This is a genomic window from Bradyrhizobium cytisi, from assembly GCF_008123515.1.
GTDB classification, from domain to species: Bacteria; Pseudomonadota; Alphaproteobacteria; order Rhizobiales; family Xanthobacteraceae; genus Bradyrhizobium; species Bradyrhizobium cytisi.
In genome coordinates this window covers 104,583-129,178 of the sequence record NZ_VSSR01000005.1, presented here as the reverse complement: position 1 = coordinate 129,178, position 24,596 = coordinate 104,583, and the positions used below count along the sequence as shown (strand labels likewise).

Genomic DNA, 24,596 nt, shown 5'->3' with positions numbered 1-24,596 from the left:
CGCTCTCAATCGCCCACGTCTTGGCAAATGCCGGCAGCCCGTCCGCCGAGACAGGATCTCGTCAATTCATCCATTGGATCGCAGCCCACTTGAACGGCGCCGCGGCCCATCCATCAATCGGAAACCGAAAAATGGTATCCGCTCGAAAGCGCCGACACGCTCAGGGAAGCGTGAATTTAGCCACTCAACCGAGAGGGTTGTCGGGAATCCACTATTATCACGGCACATTTGCGATCGTATCTGAATAAAGGGGTAACCACACGATCCACTCGCGCAATCGGCGGCGGCGCGTTGCGATGCTGCGTCAGGACGATCGCGCGCTTGCGGCGGGAATGGATTTGATAAGGCTGTACTCGATCGATGCCCGGCCGGCAGGTGAGGCTATATGATGCGGCCATCGTTTCGGTACCCCCTTTGGATTACCTCACAGTTCGCCTCTCTGGCCGGACAATTGTTCGCCACAGAGTCTCCCGCTGCGCCACCGAGCGGCGGCCTGTCGATGACGCCGTCCCGGTGCGGGCGCTTGACCTTCTGGGCTACCTATTAGGGCCTAATGAAACTGCACATGTACCGCGTTTTTGCCGCGCGGGTATCCCGTGAGCACGGTTAGAGTCGCGACCGCAGGAGCCGACTTCACTGCAAGACGTGCTTCACGAGCAACCAGCGCTCGCCGGATCGAGCGCGAGACGAGGACCTTAAATGGCCACTCGGGTTGCTGCCGGATCTGATGTTATTGATCGCGAGATGTTGGCGAACCACATGCGGGATATCCAAGAAATGGCGTCTCCAGAGAAGTCGGCGCCCTTTGCCCTCGTCTTGTTGCTTAGGTTGCACGGCATTGCAGCCGACAAGGAGCAACTCTGTCACCGATTGGGTACACGTAACATCGGCGTGACGGAGATGGTGCGCTGTGCGAAGGCTTTCGGCCTCAAGGCGCGCACGATTAAGACCGATTGGGCACGGCTTGCGCGCATACCCTTGCCGGGGATCGCCGTGCTTAATCAAGGCGGCTTCCTCCTGGTCGGCAAGGCGGACGGGGACGAGGTGTTGGTTCAGTGTCCCTCGGACCCCCGTCCGCGCAAACTCAGTCGTGCCGAATTCGAGGAGCTCTGGGATGGCCGCATGGTCTTGATGGCGCGCAGGGCGTCGCTTTCCGNNGTCTCGCCGATTCGACTTTACCTGGTTTCTCGGTGCAATTCGGAAATATCGGCACCTGCTCGGGGAGGTTCTGCTCGCTTCCTTCTTCCTCCAGGTATTCGCCCTCGTCAGCCCGCTATTCTTTCAGGTTGTGATCGACAAGGTGCTCGTCCACCGCGGGATCAGTACGCTGGAAGTCTTGGTGATCGGTCTGGCCGTGATCGCCGTGTTCGAAGCAGTGCTGGGCGCGTTACGCACTTACCTCTTTTCTCATACTACCAACCGCATCGACGTCGAGTTAGGCGCCCGCCTCTACCGCCATCTGGCGTCATTACCACTCATGTATTTTCAAACCCGACGGGTCGGCGACTCGGTCGCGCGCGTTCAGGAGCTGGAAAATGTCCGCAACTTTCTGACGAGTTCCGCGCTGACTTTCATTATCGATTTCATGTTCACCGCAGTTTTCATTGCGGTGATGTTCGTTTACTCGCCGATGCTCACTCTGATCGTTCTGGGAGGGTTTCCGTTCTACATCGGCATTTCGGCCATTGCGACGCCGCTGTTCCGTCAGAGGCTGGATGAAAAATTCCGTCGCGGCGCAGAAAATCAGGCCTTCCTGGTCGAGAGCATAACGGGCGTGCAGACGTTGAAGGCCCTGGCCGTTGAGCCCCAGATGAACAGGCGCTGGGAGGAACAGCTCGCTGCCTATGTTTCCGCGAGCTTTCGCGTTGTGAGTCTTGGAAATGTCGCAAGTCAGGCGGTGCAATTGGTGAGCCATCTGGTTACGGTTGCGATCCTGTTCTTCGGCGCGAAGTTGGTGATCGACGGTCGCCTGACCGTCGGTGAATTGGTGGCCTTCAATATGCTGGCAAACCGCGTGAACATGCCTGTCTTGCGCATCGCCCAGATCTGGCAGGACTTCCACCAGGTTCGTCTCTCGATCGATCGGTTGGGCGATATCCTTAATACGCGGCCGGAGCCGACTGTCGGCATAGGGCGCGCCGTGCTCCCGCCGATCACGGGCGCCGTCACATTCGATCACGTTACATTCCGCTATCGCACCGACGGTCCTGAGACGCTGCACGACATTGGATTCCATGTTCCGGCAGGCCAAGTCGTCGGCATTGTTGGTCCGTCCGGCTCGGGCAAGAGCACGCTGACCAAGCTCCTCGAGCGGCTGTACGTGCCGGAAAGTGGCCGTGTCCTCGTCGATGGTGTTGATCTCGCCTTGACCGATGCCGCCTGGCTGCGACGGCAGGTGGGCGTCGTTCTGCAGGAGGACGTGCTTTTTAACCGAACCGTGGCCGAGAACATCGCGCTTGCCGATTCTGCCATGCCGATGCAGCGGATCATCGATGCGGCCATCCTTGCTGGAGCACACGAGTTCATACTCGAGCTACCTGAGGGCTACGATACCATCGTCGGTGAGCGCGGCTGCAGCCTTTCGGGTGGCCAGCGGCAGCGGATCGCGATTGCCCGCGCGCTGGTCAATGATCCTCGTATTTTAATTTTCGATGAGGCCACCAGCGCCCTCGACTATGAGAGCGAACGCATCATCCAGGACAACATGCGACGCATTTGCGAGAGGCGCACCGTCTTTATCATTGCCCATCGGCTCTCCACGGTACGACGAGCAAATCGGATCATCACCATCGATCGCGGGCGGATCGTCGAGGACGGCACCCATGATGAGTTGATCCGCTCGAACGGGCGCTATGCAAACTTGCACTTGCTCCAGGCAGGGATCAATGACCATCGCTAGAAGCATCGTTCCGTTCCCGGATCGCCGCCGGCGCCGCGAAGAGGAGACCGCCTTTCTCCCAGCCGCGCTGGAGGTTCTCGAGAGGCCGCCGTCGCCGGTCGGCCGCGCCACCGGCATGGTCATTATCTTGCTGTTTTGCGTCACAATGGTCTGGGCGACGCTTTCCAAGGTCGATGTTGTCGCGACCGCGCCGGGCAAGATCGTGGTGAATGGCCGAACCAAAGTAATCCAGCCGGCGGAAACGGGGGTGGTGCGCGCGATTCACGTCAGGGACGGCGCGATGGTCAAGGCGGGTGACGTGTTGATCGAACTGGATCCAACTATCACTGCCGCCGAACTTGATCACGTGAAGAGCGACCTGGTTGCTACGCAGCTTGACAGTGCCAGGTTGCGCGCGGCGCTGGCACCCGGCGATCCGATGGCGGCGTTCGCCCCTCCGATAGGAGCCAGCCAGCAGGCGATCGAGCTGCATCGTCAGTTCCTGGCCAGCCAGATGGCAGAGCACAGCACAAGGCTGTCGGAGCTCGACAGGCAGTTGGGACAGAAAAAGGCTGAGAGCGAGACCATCGCGGCGACGATATCCAAACTCGATGCAACCATCCCCCTCCTCGAGGAGCGTGTGAACGTTCGCAAATATCTCTACGACAAGGCGATCGGGTCCAAGATCACCTACCTGACCGAGGCTCAGGAACTGGTCGGCCAACAGCATGACGTTCTGGTCCAGCAGAGTCGGCTCCGCGAAGCGGAGGCCGCGACGGCGAGTCTCGCGCAGGCCAGATCCAAAGCGGAAGCGGAGTTCCGGCGAGCGCTCTATGACGATCTGTCCAAGGCCGAACAGCGGGCCGCCGGTCTCGCTCAGGACATGATCAAGGCGGAGCAAAAGGCGAAGCTGCAGATTCTCACCGCGCCGGTCGATGGCGTGGTGCAGCAGCTGGCGGTGCACACGATCGGTGGCGTGGTCACACCGGCGCAAACACTGGCGGCCGTAGTTTCATTGAATCCGGATTTCGAGATTGAGGCGCTGATATCGAACCGAGATATTGGCTTTGTCGTTCCGGGGCAGACTGTCGCAATCAAGATCGATACTTTCAATTTTACCCGCTATGGCCTGCTGAATGGTCGGGTGCTCAGCGTTTCACGGGATGCAATCATACGTGATCGGCGTGAGGACGGGGCGAGGGATCAGTCCGGCGGAACGGAGATCGCGTCCAGCGAGCCGAAAGGGCAGGAGCTGATCTATGCGGCCCGCGTCAGCCTCGACCGTACCTCGATGGAGATAGAGGGTCGGACCGTCCAGCTGTCGCCCGGAATGGCGGTGACCGTCGAGATCAGGACGGGTTCGCGACGCATCATCAGCTACCTGCTCTCACCGTTGACGCGCTACAATCAGGAAATATTACGGGAAAGATAGCGGCCAGGAGGCTCTGAGGATGGATGAGCAAGCCTCTTTGGCCGTCGGGCGGCGCCCCAGGGCCATGCCGGTGAAACTCGCCGGAGAGTGGCCTCACGACGATCATCGCTTGGATGCGCCCCTCGGCAGCAGAGTAGGTCGGAAACGGAAGTAATGTAGTTAAGGTATCAGGGCGATACGTCCCAAGAGAGAGACAAGCTCCACTTGGCGCCGCGTCTGTGTCTTGACGAACAGCGACGCGAGATGGGAGCGGATTGTCGTTCGGCTCAACTGTTGAGAACGGGCAATGTCGAGCAAATTGCCGCCGCGTGCCAATTCGATGGCGACATGAATCTCAGCGGTCGTGAGGCCAAACAAGCGTTGCAGCGTTCGGGGCGACGGCTCCGGACGAGCATCGAGGTCGAGCAGGACGATGGCGCAGGTGTCGTCCGACCAGACATTGGCTATCTGATTGACCAGGCTCGTTATGCCTTCGCGGGAGGACGTTGCCAGCCACGCCATCGAACCCGCAGGAACTTCGACGCCCGCGCATTTTACGAGTTCCCTTACAGCGCCGGACAGCGATCTCGTATCCAGAGCGGATCCACAACGGCGCTCCAGTATGGCCTGGCCCGTCGGGCTCACCTCGACCACACGGTTGTGTTTGAGCAAGATGTGCGCGCAGCCGATACGGCCAAGGGCTGCGTACATTTCATCGCGCACGTCGGACCGACGGTCACTGGAGAGGATTGGAGGAGCACGGTTGGAAATGTTGAAAATGGACTCCCTGGATTGGTAACGCGATGCAACCGAGCTGCTCTGGGTCAAGTTCAGCATTCGATGCGCCCTTTTCGTCTACCGGCTCGTTCAAATGAACGATATCTGACGACCATTCTCCAATTGGCGGGCGCGTTGTAAACGTTGAATCGGAGTTAGGAGGTCAACTTGGGAGTAATCCAGCCGATGTTCTCGGGGAAGCGGAGGAGGCTCACGCGGGGTAGGCGGAGATCGCTTGTTGACTGCCCCGGTGGAGGCTCTGCGGGTCGGTGCGATACACGTTTAAGCCGGTGGCGTTATGAGCCGCCCGGGGCGTGCAACGCGATTTCGATGACGTCACCTGGTTCCAGGTCGAAATCTTCGGTTGCGACGATCTTTTCCCAACTCTGGCCGGACTTTCGTACGACGGTGACCTGGGGCTTTAGGTCACCTGTTCCCGCTGGTACCGCCGCGCTTCCGCTTACGGGCTGCAGCTTCTGCGCTAACGACCTCATTCTGATGCGCAGGTCGGTTATGTGGACGTTGGAATCCCTCAGCTCATGAAGCAACGTGATCGAGCGCTGGCTTGCGGCGCGATCGATCTGCCGGGCGGAATCCTCGCGCTGGCGTTGGAGACGCATGAGCTCGACCATGGTTTGCAGACGGCGCGTCGATGAAAGCAGAAGGGCACGTCGACTTTCAGTGACGCGGGGACTCGGTAGGGAGCCCGAACCGAACAGCTTCACGACGCGATCGAGTTCTTCCTCATCCGCCTGCACGCCTTTTTCTTCGCCTTCCTGCTGCTTACTGAGCGCCGCGAACTGTCCGTCCGCTTGCTTTACGGCGTTTTCCAGAAACATCCGCTCCTTGCGATAGTCGCGTTGGGCGGTCTTTAGCGACTCTGCCTCAGCCTGCACGATCGGAACGATTGCAGATGACGGCAAAGAGATGTCCTGGGGCGGCGTCTGATCGAAGGTTTCCTTGTCTGCAAGTTCGGCATCGACACGAAGGATATGGAAGTACTCTTTCACGTACTCCGTGGAAAAGGACTGATAGTCGCGCAGAAGATCCGCTGGATCGTTGGCGCCGGGCTGATTGCGGGAACGCAACAGGCTGTAACCGCCGGAAACCGCGACAGCCTGGCGCACGGTCATCGAGGACCTGTATGCCAACTGTCCGGGCGTCAGAACGTCACCGGTAACGTAAATGGGACGATACTCCACCACGCTCGCGATCACGTCGCCAGGCACGACGACGATTGCCTGTTCGCGCCCGTCTGGCAGCCGTTGCCGCAATATCTTCGACTGCAGCAACGTTTCCATCCGGCTCTGTAACTCGGCCGTAGTCAGGCCCGCGACCTCGACCGTGCCGATTCCGGGAAGAGCGATCGTGCCGTCGATCTGGATTTGCGCCCGGTGACGTTGTTCCGACGCACCTCCGATCGACACTTCGACGGTATCACCCGCCGCCAGCCTATACTGTGCTGCGAAGCACGGGCTGCTGGCGAGCAGAACTATCGCCATCCAGCCGGCAATCGAGATGCGGCTGAACGTCCTGACGCCCTTGGTGTCGCCCATAGCGATCTCCTTGCATAATCGAGCATCGGTTGCGCGGCCTCGTCATGTAATAAAATCCGTCTGCTGTCGGATTTTCTTAGTGGAGAGGCGACCGCGCCACCAATTGACGGTTCGCTCCAGTCCCTCGCGCAGCGTGACCTTCGGCGTCCAGCCGGTCGCCCGTACGAACCGGGTGGAGTCGGCAAGGAGCGCGCGCACTTCCGAATTTGTCGGCCGCAGGCGCTTTTCGTCGCGAAGGACCGGCTTGTGACTGGACGTCAGCTCGAGAATGTTGTCGATCAGATCACCAATTGTGATGGCGCGCTGACTGCCGGCGTTGTAGGCATGACCATATTCGACGCCGTCCGCTAGTCCGGCCGCCATGAATGCCGCGGCTGTATCCGTGACGAATGTCAGATCGCGGACGGTGGTCGTATCACCGACCATGATCGCACCGCATTCCGGATCGAGGGCCTGCCGGATGATCGTGCCGATGATCGCGCGTTCGCTTTGCCGAGGTCCGAACGTGTTGAACGGTCTGAGGATTACGACGGGAACGCCGAACGAGCGCGCGAAGGCCTCGGCCATCATGTCTGCGCCGATCTTGGAGGCGGAGTAGGGCGATTGCCCTTGCAGCGGGTGAGATTCATCGATCGGCATCTTCATCGCCGTACCATAGACCTCGCTCGTCGACGTCACGACCAGCCGTTCGATGCCGTGTTGGCGTGCGGCCTCGAGGATGTTCAATGTACCGAGTACGTTGGTCTCCACGTAGGATTGCGGCGCGAGATAGGAATAGGGTATGGCGATCAGCGCCGCGAGGTGAAAGACATAGTGATGGCCCTGGACTAGCCGGCTGACGAAGGCCGCGTCGCGAATGTCGCCGCGCACGAGATTGAGCTTCTGTCGGGTTGTTTGGGGGATATCGTCGAGCCAACCATGGCTATCGAAGGAGTTGTATTGCGCCAACGCAGTTACGTCAGCTCCTGCCGAAACGAGGTGCTCCGTCAGGTGCGATCCGATGAAGCCGTCGGCTCCTGTCACGAGAACTTTTGCTCCAAGATAGGTCATCATCGCCCCTCTCTTTCTCTCATCTTGATCGAAGCTTCCGCGTTAACGCGCCCCAGCATTCCACGGCGATGACGTGCCCGGCACGGGCGATCCAGCCGAAATCCGATACGAGAGTCCGTCGCGGAAAATAGGCAAGGTCGATCTTCGCCTTGGCTGGAAACAGCACTTTTCGATAGTACTCCGCTGCCGGCGCGTCGGTGGGGTACATCCTGTTTTCGTGTCTGAACAGGACCTGACACGGGCCGAACACACCTGGTTTGTAGTCGAGCAGCTTTTCGAAGCCGTCGCGAAAGCAATCGGAAAAGCTGAGAGACTCCGGTCGGGGGCCGACGAGAGACATGTCGCCGCGCAGGACGTTCCAGAGCTGCGGCAGCTCATCCAGCTTGGTCGCGGCGAGGATTCGGCCGACGGCCGTCAAACGTTCATCCTCCTGCAGCGTCAGGGGCGAGCCGCCGCTTCCGCAGCTCGGTCCGAACTTGCGAAACTTGTACATGCGAAACGGTTCGCCGCTTTGTCCCAGGCGAAGTTGCGAGAACAGGAGTGGCCGCCCGCTCTCGAGCCAAATGACGAACGCGACAACGACGAAGACGGGTGAAAGCGATACCATCGCGGTGCCGGCACAGAGAACATCGATTGCGCGCCGTGCACTCAAGCGAGATGAACGAGATTGCGCGCCCCACCGGTTCGCTATCTCGGGCAGGGTCATGCTACCGCCCCCACTGGGAAATCGGTGGTGAGTGCAGTCGTCAGTGCAACCACGACTTTCTCGACATCCGCCGTCGTCATTCGTGGATGCAAAGGCAGCGTCAATTCGCGTCGAGCAAAATCCTCGGTGCGTGGCAGGAGAATCTCTGGATAGAGATCTCTGTAGAAAGTCAGGCGGTGAACGGGCGGATAGTGAACCGTGGTCTGAATGCCATGCTTGCGCAGGCGATCGATGACGCGCTGCCGGCTGGTTGCCGGCGGCAGCACCACCGGCATCAAATGGTGGGTCGACGGCCAGGGATCTTCAAAAGGTATCATCACCGATGGGCAATGTTCCGCCATGAGCTCACGGTATGTGGCCGACAACCGCCGCCTGATCTCGTTCCATTCCGGCAACTTCTTGAGCTGCACGAGGCCAAGCGCAGCCCGCAGCTCGTCCATCCGGTAGTTGAAGCCGAGAACCGTCACGTCGTAGTCGGGACGGCGGCTGGTGAGGCGTTGCCGTGCACCGCTTGTCATCCCATGAGCGCGGGCCTGCCGGATGGTCTCGCGCAGGGCCCGGCTGCGCGCAATGATCGCGCCTCCTTCGGCCGTGGTCATGTTCTTGTTTCCGTAGAAGCTGAAGGCGGCTGCCTCGCCATAGCTGCCGACCTCGGGCAGTCCGGGTGCATGGGCGGCGTCCTCGATCAAGAGCAGCCCCTTCCGGCGTGCAAAGGATTGCCAGGCATCGCGATGTGCAAGGTAGCCGGCAAAATGAACGAGGATGATGGCCTTGGTCCTGGAGGTGCACCTTGCTTCCGCTTCGTCCAGCGACATCAGTGGAACCTCTGCCGACCCGATATCGACGAAGACTGGTTTGGCGCCGACATAGAGGACGCTGTTGGCGGTCGCTACGAAGGTCAGCGAGGGGACGAGGACCTCGTCGCCGGGGCCAATGCCAAGGGCGTGCAGGATGAGGTGGAGGGCCGCCGTGCAGGAGCCGACGGCGACCGCATCCTCGGCCTCGTGCAGGCGGGCGAACGCCTGCTCGAAGTCGCGAACTCGATCTCCCATCGTCACCCAGCCGCTTTCAATGACCGCGGCGAGAGCGCCCTTCTCCTCTTCGCCCAGGACCGGCTCTGATACCAATAGCATGTTGTTCATCTCCAATTCTGGGCGCGAGCTCGCGCCGCGAGCGCGACTGTTGCGATCACTGCAGGATGAGAATCGGCCTCAGGCGGCGGCGAAACTTGCGAGTGCAGGGGACTGTTCGTCCCATGCGACATCCTGTGCTTTCAGGAAGTCCTCGACGCGTCCGATGTCGAGCCAGAGGCCGCTGTGCTTGAAGACGTTGACTGGCACGTCCTCGTTGAGCATCTGGAACATCAGATCGTCAAACCCGAAGGGAACGCCTGACGGGATCCGCTCGACGATAGACGGGTCCATGCAGTAGATCCCCATGCTGACGAGATGCGTGAGCTCGGGCTTTTCGCGGAAATCGCTCACGCGCCCTTCCATCTCTTCGATCACGCCAAAGTCCATCTTGGTCGGCCGGATCGACGTGGCGATCGAGAGCGGAGAGTTGCTGCGCCGATGGCAGTTCACGAACTGATTGAGATTCAGATCCGTCAGCACGTCGCCATTGAGTACGAGAAACGGCTCGTCGAGTTGGTCGCGCAGCAGCGACAGTGGGCCAATGGTTCCGAGCGGCTCCATTTCCTGCGTATAGTTGATGCGCATGTTCCACTGGTTGCCGTCTCCGCAGACGCTGCGGATAAGGTGGCCCAGATATCCGGTCGTGACGTAGACCTCCCTGATCCCGTTCCGCCTGAGCCACTTGAGAACGAGCTCAAGTACGGGACGCGCACCGATTGGCATAAGTGGTTTCGGCAAAATTGAGGTGTGGGGGCGTAAGCGAGTTCCTTTGCCGCCGCATTGAATAACCGCCTTCATAAGACCCTCCGCATTGCTAGAATTTGCAATCGTTCAATTATGTACTTTCGCCCGCATAAGTCCGATCTCAGCGTGCTGATCGGGCAGGAGCGTGTAAAGAACGTAAGCGCAATTCAGCTGACGCGTCTTCGTGCATTTGCATGAGACGATTTGGGTATGCGGACACGATCAAGTGCATTCAGTGCGACCGTGATCGATTTCGAATGCCGCGCGCAGACGCGCGAGCGCGAAAGGCGATGGCCACGTAGCCGTGCTGGTTGGCGCGTTCAAGCACGGCGGAAATCAAAGCACTATCAGTGCGCTGTGGGTGAACCGGGACGGTCGAGGTCTGCACGACAGACGAACGCCACAGCAGCGTGGCTGCTGTGGCGCGTCGAGAAGATTGCAGACCGCGTGATGGTTGCCGTGCCGCGGGATTAGTCCTTTATCGCTTGTCGAGACGCCGTTGCGATGAGGTGGTAGACGCGGCCAGGGTCCGCTAGTCGAGTTTGGTAACGCCCGGAGTTTGATTGGCGTGATTTCGGCGATCGGATCGCAACGCGCTGAAGCCTACGGGTTGAGGGATGATCGAGGGCAAGGTGTGTCCATTTGCGGAGTGCACCAGTGACCCATTGTTCATTCCCCAGATCGCAGCCTGGGTTCGGTTCTGGACCCGGATCTTGCGCAGGATCGCCTTAACATGAACTTTCACGGTCGCCTCGGCTATGTCGATCTTTCGGGCGATGGATTTGTTCGAACTGCCCTCGATCAAGCAAGACAAGATCGCCTTCTCACGTGGAGAAAGATGTGGCGCAACCGGCTCCCCCGCGGTGAGCACGATGCCATGCTCGACCTCTTCGGTCGGTGCCGCTTCGCGCTCAAGAATGCCGTCAAGCGCGAACGACAGGAATGCCGGAGGAAAGACGGCCTCTCCCATCGTCACGAGCTCAATGGATTTGATGAAGGCATCGCAAGAATTGACGTTCACGAAATAGCCGCTCGCACCAGCCCGATGGGCCGAGACAAGGTCGCTTGGGCAATAATGATCCGATACGACTGCGATCCGAGCATCAGGGCTTCGAGCTCTGACGAAACGGATTTGCTCCAAGGCGACATCGAAGCTATCGCCGTTGTGGATAATGAGAAACAGCAGCTGATGTGATTGGAGCTCGCTTGGTAGCTCATCAGCGCTCGAAGCAGAGAGCACGATCCTGAAATTTGCAGCATGTAGGATCCGTGAAATTCCCTCTCTGACTAAAATGTTCTTTCCAATAAGAATTGTTTCATAAGACTGACGCCTCGGCATTGTACCCTCCAGCACCTACGCTACGACTGCAACGAAACATTTTCGAAACATTTAGAAGTCAAAGTGAACTCCGCCGATCATTCCGCCTGCCTCCTTACAGGTCGCTCAGTTGATCGGTTTTGTTCGGCGGCTACTCTTTCGTGCTACCCCGGCTGTGTGCTTCCAGCCTTTGCCGTTATTTGGCAGGTTCTTGGCCCTTAATTTGTTTGTTAAGGTTTTATGAACGTTAAATCCGGATTTTCGATTTCCATATATACCGTTCGTTATAGGTGCACTTGCGGAATCCACTGGCGTCGCGGAGCGCGATTCACGCAATCTGCAGATGAGCCAACATCAAAATGTTTCCGCACATTGCGTGAATCCCTAGAGCCGCGGGTCGGACTGAAATATCGCCGACCGGCGCAATCGCCGGGACAGGTGTATTGATGAAGCTGCCAGAAGTAGGAAATATGAGTTTCTGGGGCGTCGTTACGGGAATTTCTCGTCGCGAGAACGCAATGTGGCGATCCGCACCGGGGTTCTACGGGCGAGGCGCCCCGGGACAATGATCGTAGTTCTGCGGTAAGATATCGCGCGGGGCCGTATGGCCGGCAGAGACGTGAAACAATGAGAGGTGGGTGAACGTTGACATCGGGGGCGACTGATTGAGAAGCGGGGGCGACTGATTGAGAAGCCCAATGAATTGCACAAGAATAGTGATTGCAGACCGGCATCCGGTGGTCTTGCGAGGTTTGACCAGCGTGCTCGGCTCGGAAGATGACTTCGAAATTGTTGCATCTTGTGGTGATGCTGCTAGCTGCGTGCAGGCGATCGACAGCCTTGCGCCCGATATCGCGATTCTCGATTCAACGATGTCCGAGCTGATCGCACTGGGCTCCTCTGCCCTCAATCCAGCCGATCGCCCGATCCGCCTGGTGTTTTTCATCCCCTCAGAAGTCTACGGGCTGATCTCGCCGGACGCGTTCGATGGCTGCAGCGTGATCCTGAAGGAGACCTTACCCGAAGCGCTGGTGCAATCTTTACGGCAAATCGCAAGCGGCGAAAGAATCGTGCCGCAATCCTCAATTGATCAGGTTATGCCGGCGGGGCACGAGGTGAATTCAGAGAGTGCGCTGGCTGTGCTGACGGACCGAGAGCGTCAGATCATGCGCTTGGTTTCGGAAGGACTATCAAACAAGCAAATTGGACGCCGCTTGAACATTGCCGACGGCACAATCAAAGTCCATCTTCACCACATCTTCCAGAAGCTGGAGATCAGCAACCGGACAGCGCTCGCGGCCTTGGCCATTTCGCGGATTGATCGGGGCACTCCGGCCAAGTCGACGGAATGAATGAGCGGAGAGCTCTGAAAGCCGTTCTTGCTTCCAGTCCCGTGCGCGAGCGATGGTCTGCCGAGGCCAACTGACGTTCGACCGGGATTAATCCGACGCCAGCGGGGTTCTATCAGCAGGTGCTTGCTGCAGGCTATTGCTCGACCGAAAAATGGAGGACAAACAGTGGCAGACTGGTCAGTTCAGGGCTGTCGCTCACCTCGATCCGCCAAGACGGATAGTCCTGAAATGGTCCGACGACGTCACTTCGCAAGATCTCGCGGCTCAACTCAATGGCCGCCGTCCGCGCGGCGTCGATGTCGGGGAGATCCAAGCCGAGGTCGTCTGGTACTGAGTCGCCGCCGTCGTGAACGTGGAAAAAATAGCGGGGCATTGGCGCTTCCGGAAAACGAGTGCATCCCCGGGACAAAACCAAGCGGACGTCGCAGTAGCGTCCCCGAGTGGACCTACGACGAGCTGCCATTCCACGTCCATGATCATTGTTGAGTACCTCAACGTCGAACCGGATTCTCGTGATTGACATGGATTATTGCTTCTTGCGCTCTAAGCTCACGTTGCGCCGCAATTGCCCAATTCGGCGTGTTCGGCGGCCCCGGCTTCCCTGCAAATCAGCCCCCCGCCGGGGCCGCGATCTCTTCGCATCGAAGGTATAGCGACGGCGGAGGGCTTGCCCTGCTGATTCACTTGCAGGCGTTCGCGCCGACTCTCAGGCAGCAATCATTGAAGCGACTCGCGTGAGGCGCCTGGCAGCACGGTCTGGGTCCGGGATCGCGGATCCACCCGCCGTAATCGCATTCACAACATTGATCTGCGCCGCGCGAGCGCCTCCTCGAACAGAGGAGGGCGCTTGCCGCATTCGCTCGCTCGAGCGGAGTACCCCGCGTTTGTTGCTGCAATTCTCCCGATTCGACCGCCTCAATTTGCGCGAACCGTGTATTGGGCGACGATGATCATCGTGCGCGTGCATTTCTGATTGTCGGCGGGGGCGAGGGATCTGACAAATGTGCGGAATTATCGGTATTCTAGGACGAACCGCGGTATCGGGGCGATTGATCGATTCACTCAGGCGGCTCGAATATCGGGGGTATGACTCAACGGGCCTGGCAACTCTCGATGACGGTCGTCTCGAACGCCGCCGGGCCGAAGGCAAGCTCAAGAACCTGGAGGCGCGGCTGCTTGCCGACCCACTGAGCGGTGATGCCGGAATTGGTCACACGCGCTGGGCCACGCACGGCAAGCCGACCGAGCACAATGCCCATCCACATGCGACCGAGCGCGTCGCCGTAGTGCACAATGGCATCATCGAGAACTTCAGAAAACTGCGCCAGGCGCTGGAAGAGAAGGGCGCCACCTTCACGAGCGATACCGATACGGAAGTCGTCGTACATCTCGTTCATTCCTACCTGCTGATGGGCTATTCGCCTCAGGAAGCCGTGTGGGCGTCGTTGCCGCAGCTGCGTGGCGCCTTTGCCTTAGTGTTCCTTTTCAAGGGATATCGCGATCTTCTGATCGGAGCACGCAGGGGTTCGCCTCTGGCGGTGGGGTATGGCAAAGGCGAGACCTATCTCGGTTCAGATGCGATTGCACTCGCTCCCTTCGCCGACAGCATCAGCTATCTCGAGGACGGTGACTGGGTGGAGCTGTCCCGTGAGAAAGGAGTGATCCGGGACGCGAATGGCGCGGTCGTTGCCCGCGAGGTGCTGAATTCGGGCGGGGCATCGTTCGTCGCCGACAAGGCCAACTATCGCCATTTCATGGCCAAGGAGATTTGCGAGCAGCCGGACGTGGTCGGCCGCACGCTCGCCCACTATGTCGATATGAGAGCCGAGCGGGCAGCGTTGCCGATCAAGCTGCCGTTCCACTTCAGCGACGTGAGGCGCGCGACGATTACGGCCTGCGGCACCGCAAGCTATGCCGGCGCGATCGCGAAGTACTGGATCGAACAGCTGGCACATATCCCGGTTGATGTCGATATTGCCTCCGAATTCCGCTATCGCGAAGCGCCACTCCGCAGAGGCGACCTCGCGATCTTCATCTCGCAATCGGGCGAGACCGCCGACACGCTGGCGGCACTTCGCCATGCCAAGGAAAAAGGGGCGCACACCGTCTCCGTCGTGAATGTGCCGACTTCCACCATTGCGCGTGAGAGCGACATAGTGCTGCCGACGCTGGCTGGTCCGGAAATCGGCGTCGCCTCCACCAAGGCCTTCACGTGTCAACTGATGGCGCTCGCCGCCTTCGCGGTCGCTGCGGGAGCAGCGCGCGGCGAGATCTCCGCGGGCGAGGAGAGGAGGCTGGTCAGAGCGTTGATCGAAGTGCCGCGTTTGATGGTGGCGGCCCTCGCCAGCGAGCCGCAGATCGAGAAGCTGGCTCGCACCATCGCGAAAACGCGGGACGTGCTTTATCTTGGCCGCGGCACCAGCTATCCGCTGGCGCTCGAAGGCGCGCTGAAGCTGAAAGAGATCTCCTACATCCACGCCGAAGGCTATGCCGCAGGCGAACTCAAACATGGCCCGATTGCCCTGATCGATGAGAACATGCCTGTTGTGGTCATCGCGCCGTTCGACGGTGTGTTCGAAAAGACCATGTCGAACATGCAAGAGGTCGCCGCGCGCGGGGGCAGGATCATTCTGATGACTGATGCCAGGGGAGCGGCGGAGGCGGCCGTGGAGCCCGAAGCCACGGTACTGCTGCCGGACATGGTGCCGACCTTCGCGCCGATCGTCTACGCCGTTCCCATCCAGTTGCTCGCCTATCATACGGCCGTGATCATGGGCACCGATGTGGACCAGCCGCGCAATCTCGCCAAATCGGTGACGGTCGAGTAGAAGCAAATGTCCCTTGCGGCACAGTGTCTCGCGGTCGCCCGGCGTCGCCGGTAACGCAACGAAAGTGCGGGCAACACTCGGATCCGATGGGGGGAGTACTCCCTTTGGGTCGACAGAATAGTCCGTCGTCCTGCTACAAATTCCAGCTTACACGTCGTCCAATATCAAGCGACCCGCCAGAGACAGCGTTAGCTCCGAAGGCGGACAGAGATCATCTATCTGTGGGGCCGGCATGCGCATTGGCGCATCCGGAGGAAAACCTGGATTGCAAAGCTCCGCCAAACGTTGACTTGCGAACTTCACCGAATTTCGCCGCGGCCCGGCCGAATGTTATGCGGCAACGTGAATGTTCAAAAATGATGTGCAGACTCGGACAGAGGGAGCATTAAGGTGACCTATTCCTCGACCATCCAGACATCGTTTTCCGGGCCATCGACCACCAGCACCTATCCGCCGCACAACGGACTTGCCGTCGGGTCGAACTTCGTTGTGATGATCGAGGGATCGCTGATCGAATGGACGAACCTGACCGGCGGGTCGCCGACCCAGCAGTCGGTCTACAGCTTCTTCTCATCGCTGTCGCCGACCGGCGGCCTTTTCGATCAGCGCGTCATCTACGACAGCGTCAATCAGCGCTTTGTCGCGATGATGGAGTACCTGGCGCCGGACGGCACCACCACCGCCATGGATATTGCCGTCTCCAAGGACTCAAATCCGAACGATGGCTGGACCTTCTCGCAGCTCAATACGACTGTCACGATCAACGGTCAGTCGACTGACTCTGACCGCCCGACATTGGCGGTCGACGGTTCGAACGTCTACATCTCGGCAGCACAGTACAACATCAACGTGTCCGGTTACGCCGGCACGGAAAACTGGGTGATCGGCGATACGGCCGGTGCTGGCGGTGGCATCTATGGCGGCGGCACGTTGAGCGTGACCACAAGCGAAGTCATGCCGTCGACGCAGGACATCTTTGCCGTTGCAGCCGGCAACAATGGCAAGACCTACTACGCGAGCGCCTTCTCCAGCGGAGGCCAGGTCGTCGTTGGCCTGCAGACCTACGACAAGACCACCAATAGTTTCAGCGCCACCAGCACGATCGCCCTTGGCAATATCGACCAGGGCGGCAGCTACACCGCCCAGCAGCAGGGGACGAGCCTCCTGCTCGATGCCGGCGATAACCGCATTGCCAACATGGTCTATGCCAACGGCTTCCTCTATGGAGTGGCCGAGATGAAGCCGAGCGGCTCGAGCGTGCCGCTGGTCCATTGGTTCAAGATCGACGTCAGCAATCCGAGTGCTCCGTCCCTCGTGGCACAGGGCGACATCTCCGGTGCCGCAATCGGAACCGGTGTGGCAACCTTCAATCCGTCCATCGCTGTGGACGCATCGGGCGATGTCGTCATCAATTTCACCGCCAGTGGTCCGAACATGTATCCGGCGGACTACTACGTCTTCCAGGGCGGCAGCGATCCCGCCGGTTCTTTCAGCGCGCCGGTCCTGTATCAGGCGAGTACCAGTTTTTTCAACTCGGGCGATGGAAGCAGCGTGCAGCCATGGGGCTCCAATTCATCAGCCACCGTCGACCCCAACAATCCGAGTTCGTTCTGGATATCGAATGAATACGTCGCCAGCGGCTGGTGGCAGACGTCGGTCGCCCGGATCGCCATCCAGAACTCCGCGGCAACCGGCCCAACGATTGCCTCGATTGCCGCTTCCGGGACCGGGATCACCAACGGCGGCGGCGATCTCAATGCCGGCAAGCTGGTTACGCTGACGGTCAACTTCAGTGCGGCCGTGACGGTCAACACCACCGGCGGCGCACCGACGCTGACCCTCAACGATGGCGGCACGGCGAGCTATACCGGCGGTTCGGGCGGCACTGCGCTTACCTTCAGCTACACGGTGGCGGCAGGCCAGAACACCGCCGATCTCGTCATCTCGTCGTTCAACCTTAACGGCGCGAGCATCACCGATGGCGGCAGCCACGCCGCTAACCTGTCAGGCGCCACCAACTACAATCCGACCGGCACCCTTCAGATCGACACGACGGCGCCGACGATTGCCTCGATCGTTCCGACCGGCACCGGCATCACCAACGGCACCGGCAATGTGAATACCGGCGCGGTCGTCACCTTGACCGTCAATCTCAGCGAGGCCGTGACGGTCAACACCACCGTTGGCGCACCGACGCTGACCCTCAACGATGGCGGCACGGCGAGCTATACCGGCGGCTCGGGCAGCACCGCACTCACCTTCAGCTACACGGTGGCGGCGGGCCAGGCCACGTCCGATCTCGCCATCTCGGCGTTCAACCTCAATGGCGCGGTTATCAGCGACGGCGCCGGCAACGGCGCCAACTTGGCCGGCGCGACCAACTACAATCCCGCCGGCATCCTGCAGGTCAACCCGACGGCACCGACGGTTGCTTCGATCGCGGCCTCGGGCACCGGCATTACCAGCGGCGCCGGCGATCTCAACGCGGGCAAGGCGGTCACGCTGACCGTGAACTTCAGTGCGGCCGTGACGGTCAACACCAGCGGCGGCGCACCGACGCTGACCCTCAACGATGGCGGCACGGCGAGCTACACCGGTGGCTCGGGCGGCACTGCGCTCACCTTCAGCTACACGGTGGCGGCAGGCCAGAACACCGCCGATCTCGTCATCTCGTCGTTCAACCTTAACGGCTCGAGCATCACAGATGGCGGCAGCAACGCCGCTAACCTGTCAGGTGCCACCAACTATAATCCGACCGGCACCCTGCAGATCGACACGACCGCGCCTACGATTGCCTCGATCGTTGCGACCGGCACCGGCATCACCAATGGCAGCGGCAATGTGAGCACCGGCCAGGTCGTCGCATTGACCGTCAATCTCAGCGAGGCGGTGACGGTCAACACCACCGGTGGCGCACCGACGCTGACCCTCAATGATGGTGGCACGGCGAGCTATACCGGCGGCTCAGGCAGCGCAGCGCTCACCTTCAGCTACACGGTGGCGGTGGGCCAGACCACGTCTGATCTCGCCATCTCGTCGCTCAACCTCAACGGCGCGGTCATCAGCGACGGCGCCGGCAACGGCGCCAACTTGGCCGGCGCGACCAACTACAATCCCGCCGGCACCCTGCAGGTCAACCCGGCCACCACCGCCAGACCTAGCCACATCGTCGTCCTTTCCCTGGAAAACGAGAACTACTCCGACATCGTAGGTAGTTCCCAGGCGCCTTACCTGAACTCGCTGATCGCTCAGGGGATGCTGCTCACCAATTACTACGGTGTGACCCATCCGAGCCAGCCCAATTACATTGCCCTGTTTTCCGGCTCGACGCAGGGCGTCACCAACAACGGCACCTTTCCCCAACTTCCGGCCAGCGTACCGACGCTGGCGAGCACGCTCGCCGCTAGCGGTTACACGTTCGGCGGTTACGCCGAAACCACGGCGGATCCCGAACGCCAACCGTGGATCCACTTCGCCAATTCGGCCAACGATGGTCACGATTTCAGCGCTTTCCCTCAGACCGCGGCCGGCTTCGCCAACCTTCCGACGGTTTCCTATGCTTCGCCCAACGACGCCGACAACATGACGCCGACAAGCGACAACGGCGGCGGGATTCCGGCGGGCGACGCCTGGGTCCAGGCCAATCTCTCTGCCTACGCGGCCTGGGCGCAGGCCAACAATTCGCTGCTGATCGTCACCTTCGACGAAAACAACACCAATCCGGCGGTGACCTACCCCAATCACGTTGCGGCAATCGTCGTCGGCGGAGGCGTTCCGGCAGGGGCCGTCAACGACTCGCCGGCTGACCCCTATTCCCTGCTTGCCACGATCGAAAGCCTTTACGGCGCTGCGCCGATCGGCGCCAGCGCCGGCGTACCGGCACTCAACTTCTATTCGTCGACGCCGGCGAGGGCGTCCGCCTCGGTCACTCGCTCATTTTCCGGATTGTCCGACCGGACCAACAATCCGCCCCAAAATGCGTTAGCGGTAGGGCCGAATTACATTTTCACCGCGGAGACCACGCACTACGAGATAACCGACCTTAGCGGCAATCCAATTGTATCCAACGGATCATTGTATAGCTTGTTCTCGTCGCTTGGCGGCACGCTTGACAACAGCCTTCTCGATGCGCGCGCCGTCTATGACAGTTCGACCGGCCGCTATGTGGTCACTGTGGATAATTTTCAACCAGGAGGCGGGAACTTCGCCACCAATATCGACGTCGCCGTGTCGGTGGATAGCAATCCGAGCGACGGCTGGTATTTGGCTTCGATCGACACGTCCAACGGCACCACGACCCAATCGGACATGCCCTATCTGTCGGTCAGCAACGGCAAAATCTATATCTCCACGCCCGAATTTCTAGACGCGGGAGGCGGCTACAACAATGGCGAATTCGTCGTCAACGAAAGCAGGGTAATAGCCGCTGGAAACGGCGCGATCACGCCTGACGCCAGCAGTAGCGTACCTGGGACCGCCGGCATCATGCGCAACGTCGCCGGCGACAACGGGGTGACCTACTATTTGAGCGCCCATTCGACCGCGAGGGAAACCGCGCTCGCATATCAAACGTACGATCCGACGCATGGCTTCAGCGGGACCCAAACGATCTTCCTCGGCGACGCCGATGTGGGAGGGGGCGGAAGCGACTACACCGCCGCGCAGTTGGGCACGACCAAGAGGATCGGCATTAACGACGGGCGCATCCAAAGCCTTGCCTACACTTCCTCGGGAGGACACAATTACGTTTACGGCGTGAGCGAAGCCATGCCGACCGCAGGGGGGCTCGCTCAAATCGAGTGGTTCAAGCTCGATGTCACCGATCCCACGAATCCGCAATTTGTCATCGGGAACGTCATTTCCGGCGCGTCCATCGGCACGGGTGTCGCCGTGTTCGATCCTTCGATTGCGGTCGACAAGAACGGCGACGTGCTCATCAATTTCTCGGCCTCGGGGCCGAACATGTATCCTTCCGACTACTACATGGTGCTCGGCGCCGGCGCTTCCGCTTTCAGCGGCCCGACGCTTTACCAGGCGAGCACCACGTTTCTTGATACCGGAAGTCTGAACGACCAGCGTTGGGGGACCTATTCGACCGCAATAGCCGATCCGAACAACGCAAACGGATTCTGGATATCGAACGAATACGTGGCCAACGGCTGGTGGCAGACTGTGGTCGCTCAGATCGCCGTCCAGGGTTCCGCGGCAACGGCGCCGACGGTTGCCTCGATCGCGTCCTCGGGCAGCGGCATCACCAGCGGCGCCGGCGATCTCAATGTTGGCAAGGTGGTCACGCTGACGGTCAACTTCAGCGCGGCCGTGACGGTCAACACCACCGGCGGCGCACCGACGCTGACCCTCAACGATGGCGGCACGGCGAGCTATACCGGCGGTTCGGGCGGCACTGCGCTCACCTTCAGCTACACGGTGGCGGCAGGCCAGAACGCCGCCGATCTCGTCATCTCGTCGTTCAACCTTAACGGCGCGAGCATCACCGATGGCGGCAGCCACGCCGCTAACCTGTCAGGCGCCACCAACTACAATCCGACTGGCACCCTTCAGATCGACACGACGGCGCCGACGATTGCCTCGATCGTTGCGACCGGCACCGGAATCACCAACGGCAGCGGCAATGTGAACACCGGCGCCGTCGTCACCTTGACCGTCAATCTCAGCGAGGCCGTGACGGTCAACACCACCGGTGGCGCACCGACGCTCACCCTCAACGATGGTGGCACGGCGAGCTATACCGGCGGCTCAGGCAGCGCAGCGCTCACCTTCAGCTACACGGTGGCGGCAGGCCAGACCACGTCTGATCTCGCCATCTCGTCGCTCAACCTCAACGGCGCCGTCATCAGCGACGGCGCCGGCAACGGCGCCAACTTGGCCGGCGCGACCAACTACAATCCCGCCGGCATCCTGCAGGTCAACCCGACGGCACCGACGGTTGCCTCGATCGCGGCCTCGGGCACCGGCATCACCAGCGGCGCCGGCGATCTCAACGCGGGCAAGGCGGTCACGTTGACCGTGAACTTCAGTGCGGCCGTGACGGTCAATACCGCGGGCGGAACCCCGAGGCTCACCCTCAACGACGGCGGCACGGCAAGCTACACCGGCGGCTCGGGGAGCACGGCGCTCACCTTCAGCTACACGGTTGCGGCAGCCCAGAATACCGCCGATCTCATCGTCTCATCGCTCACCCTCAACGGCGCGACGATCACCGGTGGCAACGGCATTGCTGCCAATCTGACGGCGGCCACCAACTACAATCCGGCCGGCACGTTACAGATCGACACGACGGCACCGACGATTGCCTCGATCGTTGCGACCGGCACCGGTATCACCAATGGCACCGGCAATGTGAATACTGGCGCGGTCGTCACCTTGACGGTCAATCTGAGCGAGGCGGTGACGGTCAACACCACCGGCGGCACGCCGACGCTCGCCCTCAACGATGGCGGCACGGCGAGCTATACCGGCGGCTCAGGCAGCACCGCGCTCACCTTCAGCTACACGGCCGCGGCGGGGCAGACTACAGCCGATCTCGCCATCTCGGCGTTCAACCTCAACGGCGCGGTCGTCAACGACGGCGCCGGCAATGTTCTCAATCTGGCGGGCGCCACCAATTACAATCCGACCGGCATCCTGCAGGTCAACAGGCCGCCCGCGACGATTGCCTCGATCGCGACCTCCGGCACTGGCATCACCAACGGCGTCGGCGATCTCAATGCCGGCAAGGTGGTCACGCTGACGGTCAACTTCAGTGCGGCCGTGACGGTGAATACCGCCGGGGGCGCCCCGCGGCTCACTCTCAACGATGGCGGCACGGCAACCTACACCGGCGGTTCGGGGAGCACTGCGCTCACCTTCAGCTACACGGTCGCGGCAGGCCAGAACACCGCCGATCTCATCGTCTCATCGCTCACCCTCAACGGCGGAACCATCGTCGACGGCAACGGCAACGTCGCCAATCTGGCGGGCGCCACCAACTCCAACCCGGTCGGAATTCTGCAGATCGATACGACGGCGCCGACAATCGCCTCGATCGTCGCGACCGGCACCGGCATCACCAACGGCACCGGCAGTGTGAACACCGGCCAAGTCGTCACCTTGACCGTCAATCTCAGTGAGGCCGTCACAGTCAACACCACCGGCGGCACGCCGACGCTCACCCTCAACGATGGCGGCACGGCGAGCTACACCGGTGGCTCCGGCGGCACCGCGCTCACCTTCAGCTACACGGTCGCGGCAGGCCAGACCACGTCCGATCTCGCCATCTCGTCTTTGAACCTCAACGGTGGGGCGATCAACGACAGACCCGGCAACGCCGCCAACTTGTCTGGCGCCGCCAACTACAATCCCACCGGCACCCTGCAGGTCAACCCGACCACGACCACCACTGGCGTACCGAAGTACAGCCATATCGTGGTCGTCGTTGAAGAAAACCACAACTATGACCAGATCGCCGGCAATAGCCAAGCACCTTACATCAACAGCCTCATGGCCGGCGGCGCATCGCTAACCAACATGACGTCGGAGGCTCATCCAAGCCAGCCGGACTATTTCGCACTCTATGCCGGCTCGACATTCGGTACAACGGACGACAACTCCTACAGCCTCCCGGACCCAACACTTTACACGGTCTTGCACAACGCGGGTCTCTCGTTCACGGGCTATGTGGACGAGGGCGGGATCGGCAGTGACTTCAATCATGACCCCTGGGTTTCATTCCCGGAGGGGCGCACGGTTCAAACGGATTTCACCAGCTTCCCGGCGCTTTTTGCCAACGGCAATTATTCGAGCCTGCCGACCGTCTCGTTCGTCATTCCCAGCGTGAGCAACGACATGCACGACGGGACGATCGCCCAGGGTGATAAATGGCTTCAGCAAAACCTGGGCGGCTATGCTCAGTGGGCGGTCAACAACAATTCGCTGCTGATCGTGACCTGGGACGAAAATGACGATTCGACTTCCGAGGCTGCTTCCAATCAGGTTCCAACTCTCTTGTATGGCGCCAACGTGGTCGCGGGAAACTACGGCGCCGCCTACAATCACTACAATGTTCTGAGCACGATCACTGATTCATTGGGCTTGACCGCTCCCAACAACGCCGCGACAGCGCCGCCCATTCAAGTGTTTGGGACGGCTGCCGGCGGGGCCGCGCTGGCCGCGGTGGATCAGGACGCGGGGCCCGAGGTCCCGGCACTGACCATCAGCAACACCTCGCTGACCGTGCAGGCCGGAGGATCCGTGGCGTTGGGCATCACCGCGACGCCCGTCGACTCCGACGACAAACTGTCGCTGACGATCAGCGGCTTGCCCAGTTACGAGTCGATCACAGCCCCAGCCGGAAACACTGTGACGAGCAGCCTTCAATCCAACGGAACCTATACCTGGTCCATTACCGAGGGCTCCTCCACGACAGGCAATCTACTCACCGGGCTGACGCTGTCGTCGAGCTATACGGGCACCGACCACCCGGTCGCTACGTTCACGGTAACGGCGAGCAACACAACTACGGGCGAAACCGCGACGTCGGTGGCGCAGACCATGCAAGTGACCGATCCTCCGGCGCCAACGTCGGGTGCAGCGCAGTCTTCATCGGCTGGCCCGAATGACCCTTCGAGCGGGGATGCGGGGCATATTGGTCGCCTTGCAGCCATGATGGATCAATTCGCGGCAGCCGCCAGGTTGCCCGGAGACGCCTCTGGCCCGATCCACCAGGCATTTTATCCGACCGGCTGCTTGCAGGACCCGGCGTTGCTGGCTGCTCCCCATTTTCACACGGGATGAGCACGGTGGATCCGGTCACCCGCTTGGTGGAAAGGAGTGCGGCGATCAAT

General features: G+C 60.6%; 12 protein-coding genes and 1 pseudogene. 5 read left to right on the top strand and 8 right to left on the bottom strand.

The annotated features are described in order from the left end of the window. Window positions 1-777: 777 nt before the first annotated feature. A pseudogene (locus tag FXB38_RS02445) lies at window positions 778-2,884 on the top strand (type I secretion system permease/ATPase); the annotation flags it as partial. 1 nt (window position 2,885) lies between these two features. Further along, window positions 2,886-4,310 (top strand): HlyD family type I secretion periplasmic adaptor subunit, encoded by a 1,425-nt coding sequence (locus FXB38_RS02440; RefSeq protein ID WP_148749179.1) that lies wholly within the window; start codon window positions 2,886-2,888, stop codon window positions 4,308-4,310. 159 nt (window positions 4,311-4,469) lie between these two features. On the opposite strand, the gene FXB38_RS02435 is transcribed toward FXB38_RS02440, so the two are convergent. The 7 genes from FXB38_RS02435 to FXB38_RS02405 all read right to left on the bottom strand — a co-directional run bounded on the left by FXB38_RS02435 (window position 4,470) and on the right by FXB38_RS02405 (window position 11,594). Next, entirely contained in the window at window positions 4,470-5,126 is a 657-nt protein-coding gene (locus FXB38_RS02435) for a helix-turn-helix transcriptional regulator (protein ID WP_148749178.1), read from the bottom strand. Window positions 5,127-5,362: 236 nt separating this feature from the next. Beyond that, entirely contained in the window at window positions 5,363-6,622 is a 1,260-nt protein-coding gene (locus FXB38_RS02430; RefSeq protein WP_148749177.1) for a polysaccharide biosynthesis/export family protein, read from the bottom strand. A gap of 42 nt (window positions 6,623-6,664) precedes the next feature. After that, window positions 6,665-7,672 carry an SDR family NAD(P)-dependent oxidoreductase gene (locus FXB38_RS02425; RefSeq protein ID WP_148749224.1) on the bottom strand — a complete coding sequence of 336 codons (1,008 nt, stop codon included), beginning with the start codon at window positions 7,670-7,672 and terminating at the stop codon, window positions 6,665-6,667. Between the two features lie 19 nt (window positions 7,673-7,691). Continuing rightward, the gene (locus FXB38_RS02420) at window positions 7,692-8,378 is read right to left on the bottom strand and encodes a sugar transferase (RefSeq protein WP_148749176.1); all 687 of its coding nucleotides are present in this window, start codon (window positions 8,376-8,378) and stop codon (window positions 7,692-7,694) included. Next, window positions 8,375-9,511, bottom strand: coding sequence for a DegT/DnrJ/EryC1/StrS family aminotransferase (locus FXB38_RS02415; RefSeq protein WP_148749223.1), 1,137 nt, complete (start codon window positions 9,509-9,511; stop codon window positions 8,375-8,377). The genes FXB38_RS02420 and FXB38_RS02415 overlap by 4 nt, the downstream gene beginning before the upstream one ends. 78 nt (window positions 9,512-9,589) lie before the next feature. After that, window positions 9,590-10,309 carry a nucleotidyltransferase family protein gene (locus FXB38_RS02410; protein WP_148749175.1) on the bottom strand — a complete coding sequence of 240 codons (720 nt, stop codon included), beginning with the start codon at window positions 10,307-10,309 and terminating at the stop codon, window positions 9,590-9,592. Window positions 10,310-10,787: 478 nt separating this feature from the next. Then, a complete protein-coding gene (locus tag FXB38_RS02405) occupies window positions 10,788-11,594 on the bottom strand; it encodes a LuxR C-terminal-related transcriptional regulator (RefSeq protein WP_148749174.1) in 807 nt (268 codons plus the stop codon). A gap of 677 nt (window positions 11,595-12,271) precedes the next feature. Between FXB38_RS02405 and FXB38_RS02400 the strand changes: the two genes are divergently transcribed. Then, a complete protein-coding gene (locus tag FXB38_RS02400) occupies window positions 12,272-12,925 on the top strand; it encodes a LuxR C-terminal-related transcriptional regulator (RefSeq protein WP_148749173.1) in 654 nt (217 codons plus the stop codon). Window positions 12,926-13,058: 133 nt separating this feature from the next. Here the strand turns inward: FXB38_RS02400 and FXB38_RS02395 are convergent, their stop codons facing one another. After that, window positions 13,059-13,298, bottom strand: a complete 240-nt coding sequence (locus FXB38_RS02395; protein ID WP_148749172.1) for a DUF6894 family protein — start codon at window positions 13,296-13,298, stop codon at window positions 13,059-13,061. Between the two features lie 628 nt (window positions 13,299-13,926). Between FXB38_RS02395 and glmS the strand changes: the two genes are divergently transcribed. Further along, entirely contained in the window at window positions 13,927-15,753 is a 1,827-nt protein-coding gene (gene glmS / locus FXB38_RS02390; protein ID WP_148749171.1) for a glutamine--fructose-6-phosphate transaminase (isomerizing), read from the top strand. Between the two features lie 390 nt (window positions 15,754-16,143). Next, the gene (locus FXB38_RS02385; protein WP_148749170.1) at window positions 16,144-24,546 is read left to right on the top strand and encodes an alkaline phosphatase family protein; all 8,403 of its coding nucleotides are present in this window, start codon (window positions 16,144-16,146) and stop codon (window positions 24,544-24,546) included. Window positions 24,547-24,596: the final 50 nt, after the last annotated feature.

What these genes read in the sequence shown, in the direction of transcription:
- FXB38_RS02400 (WP_148749173.1), top strand. Translation starts at nt 12,272, where the DNA reads ATGAATTGCACAAGAATAGTGATTGCAGACCGGCATCCGGTGGTCTTG.
- FXB38_RS02410 (WP_148749175.1), bottom strand. Translation starts at nt 10,309, where the DNA reads ATGAAGGCGGTTATTCAATGCGGCGGCAAAGGAACTCGCTTACGCCCC.
- FXB38_RS02430 (WP_148749177.1), bottom strand. Translation starts at nt 6,622, where the DNA reads ATGGGCGACACCAAGGGCGTCAGGACGTTCAGCCGCATCTCGATTGCC.
- FXB38_RS02395 (WP_148749172.1), bottom strand. Translation starts at nt 13,298, where the DNA reads ATGCCCCGCTATTTTTTCCACGTTCACGACGGCGGCGACTCAGTACCA.
- FXB38_RS02415 (WP_148749223.1), bottom strand. Translation starts at nt 9,511, where the DNA reads ATGCTATTGGTATCAGAGCCGGTCCTGGGCGAAGAGGAGAAGGGCGCT.
- FXB38_RS02425 (WP_148749224.1), bottom strand. Translation starts at nt 7,672, where the DNA reads ATGACCTATCTTGGAGCAAAAGTTCTCGTGACAGGAGCCGACGGCTTC.
- FXB38_RS02435 (WP_148749178.1), bottom strand. Translation starts at nt 5,126, where the DNA reads ATGCTGAACTTGACCCAGAGCAGCTCGGTTGCATCGCGTTACCAATCC.
- FXB38_RS02440 (WP_148749179.1), top strand. Translation starts at nt 2,886, where the DNA reads ATGACCATCGCTAGAAGCATCGTTCCGTTCCCGGATCGCCGCCGGCGC.
- glmS (WP_148749171.1), top strand. Translation starts at nt 13,927, where the DNA reads ATGTGCGGAATTATCGGTATTCTAGGACGAACCGCGGTATCGGGGCGA.
- FXB38_RS02405 (WP_148749174.1), bottom strand. Translation starts at nt 11,594, where the DNA reads ATGCCGAGGCGTCAGTCTTATGAAACAATTCTTATTGGAAAGAACATT.
- FXB38_RS02420 (WP_148749176.1), bottom strand. Translation starts at nt 8,378, where the DNA reads ATGACCCTGCCCGAGATAGCGAACCGGTGGGGCGCGCAATCTCGTTCA.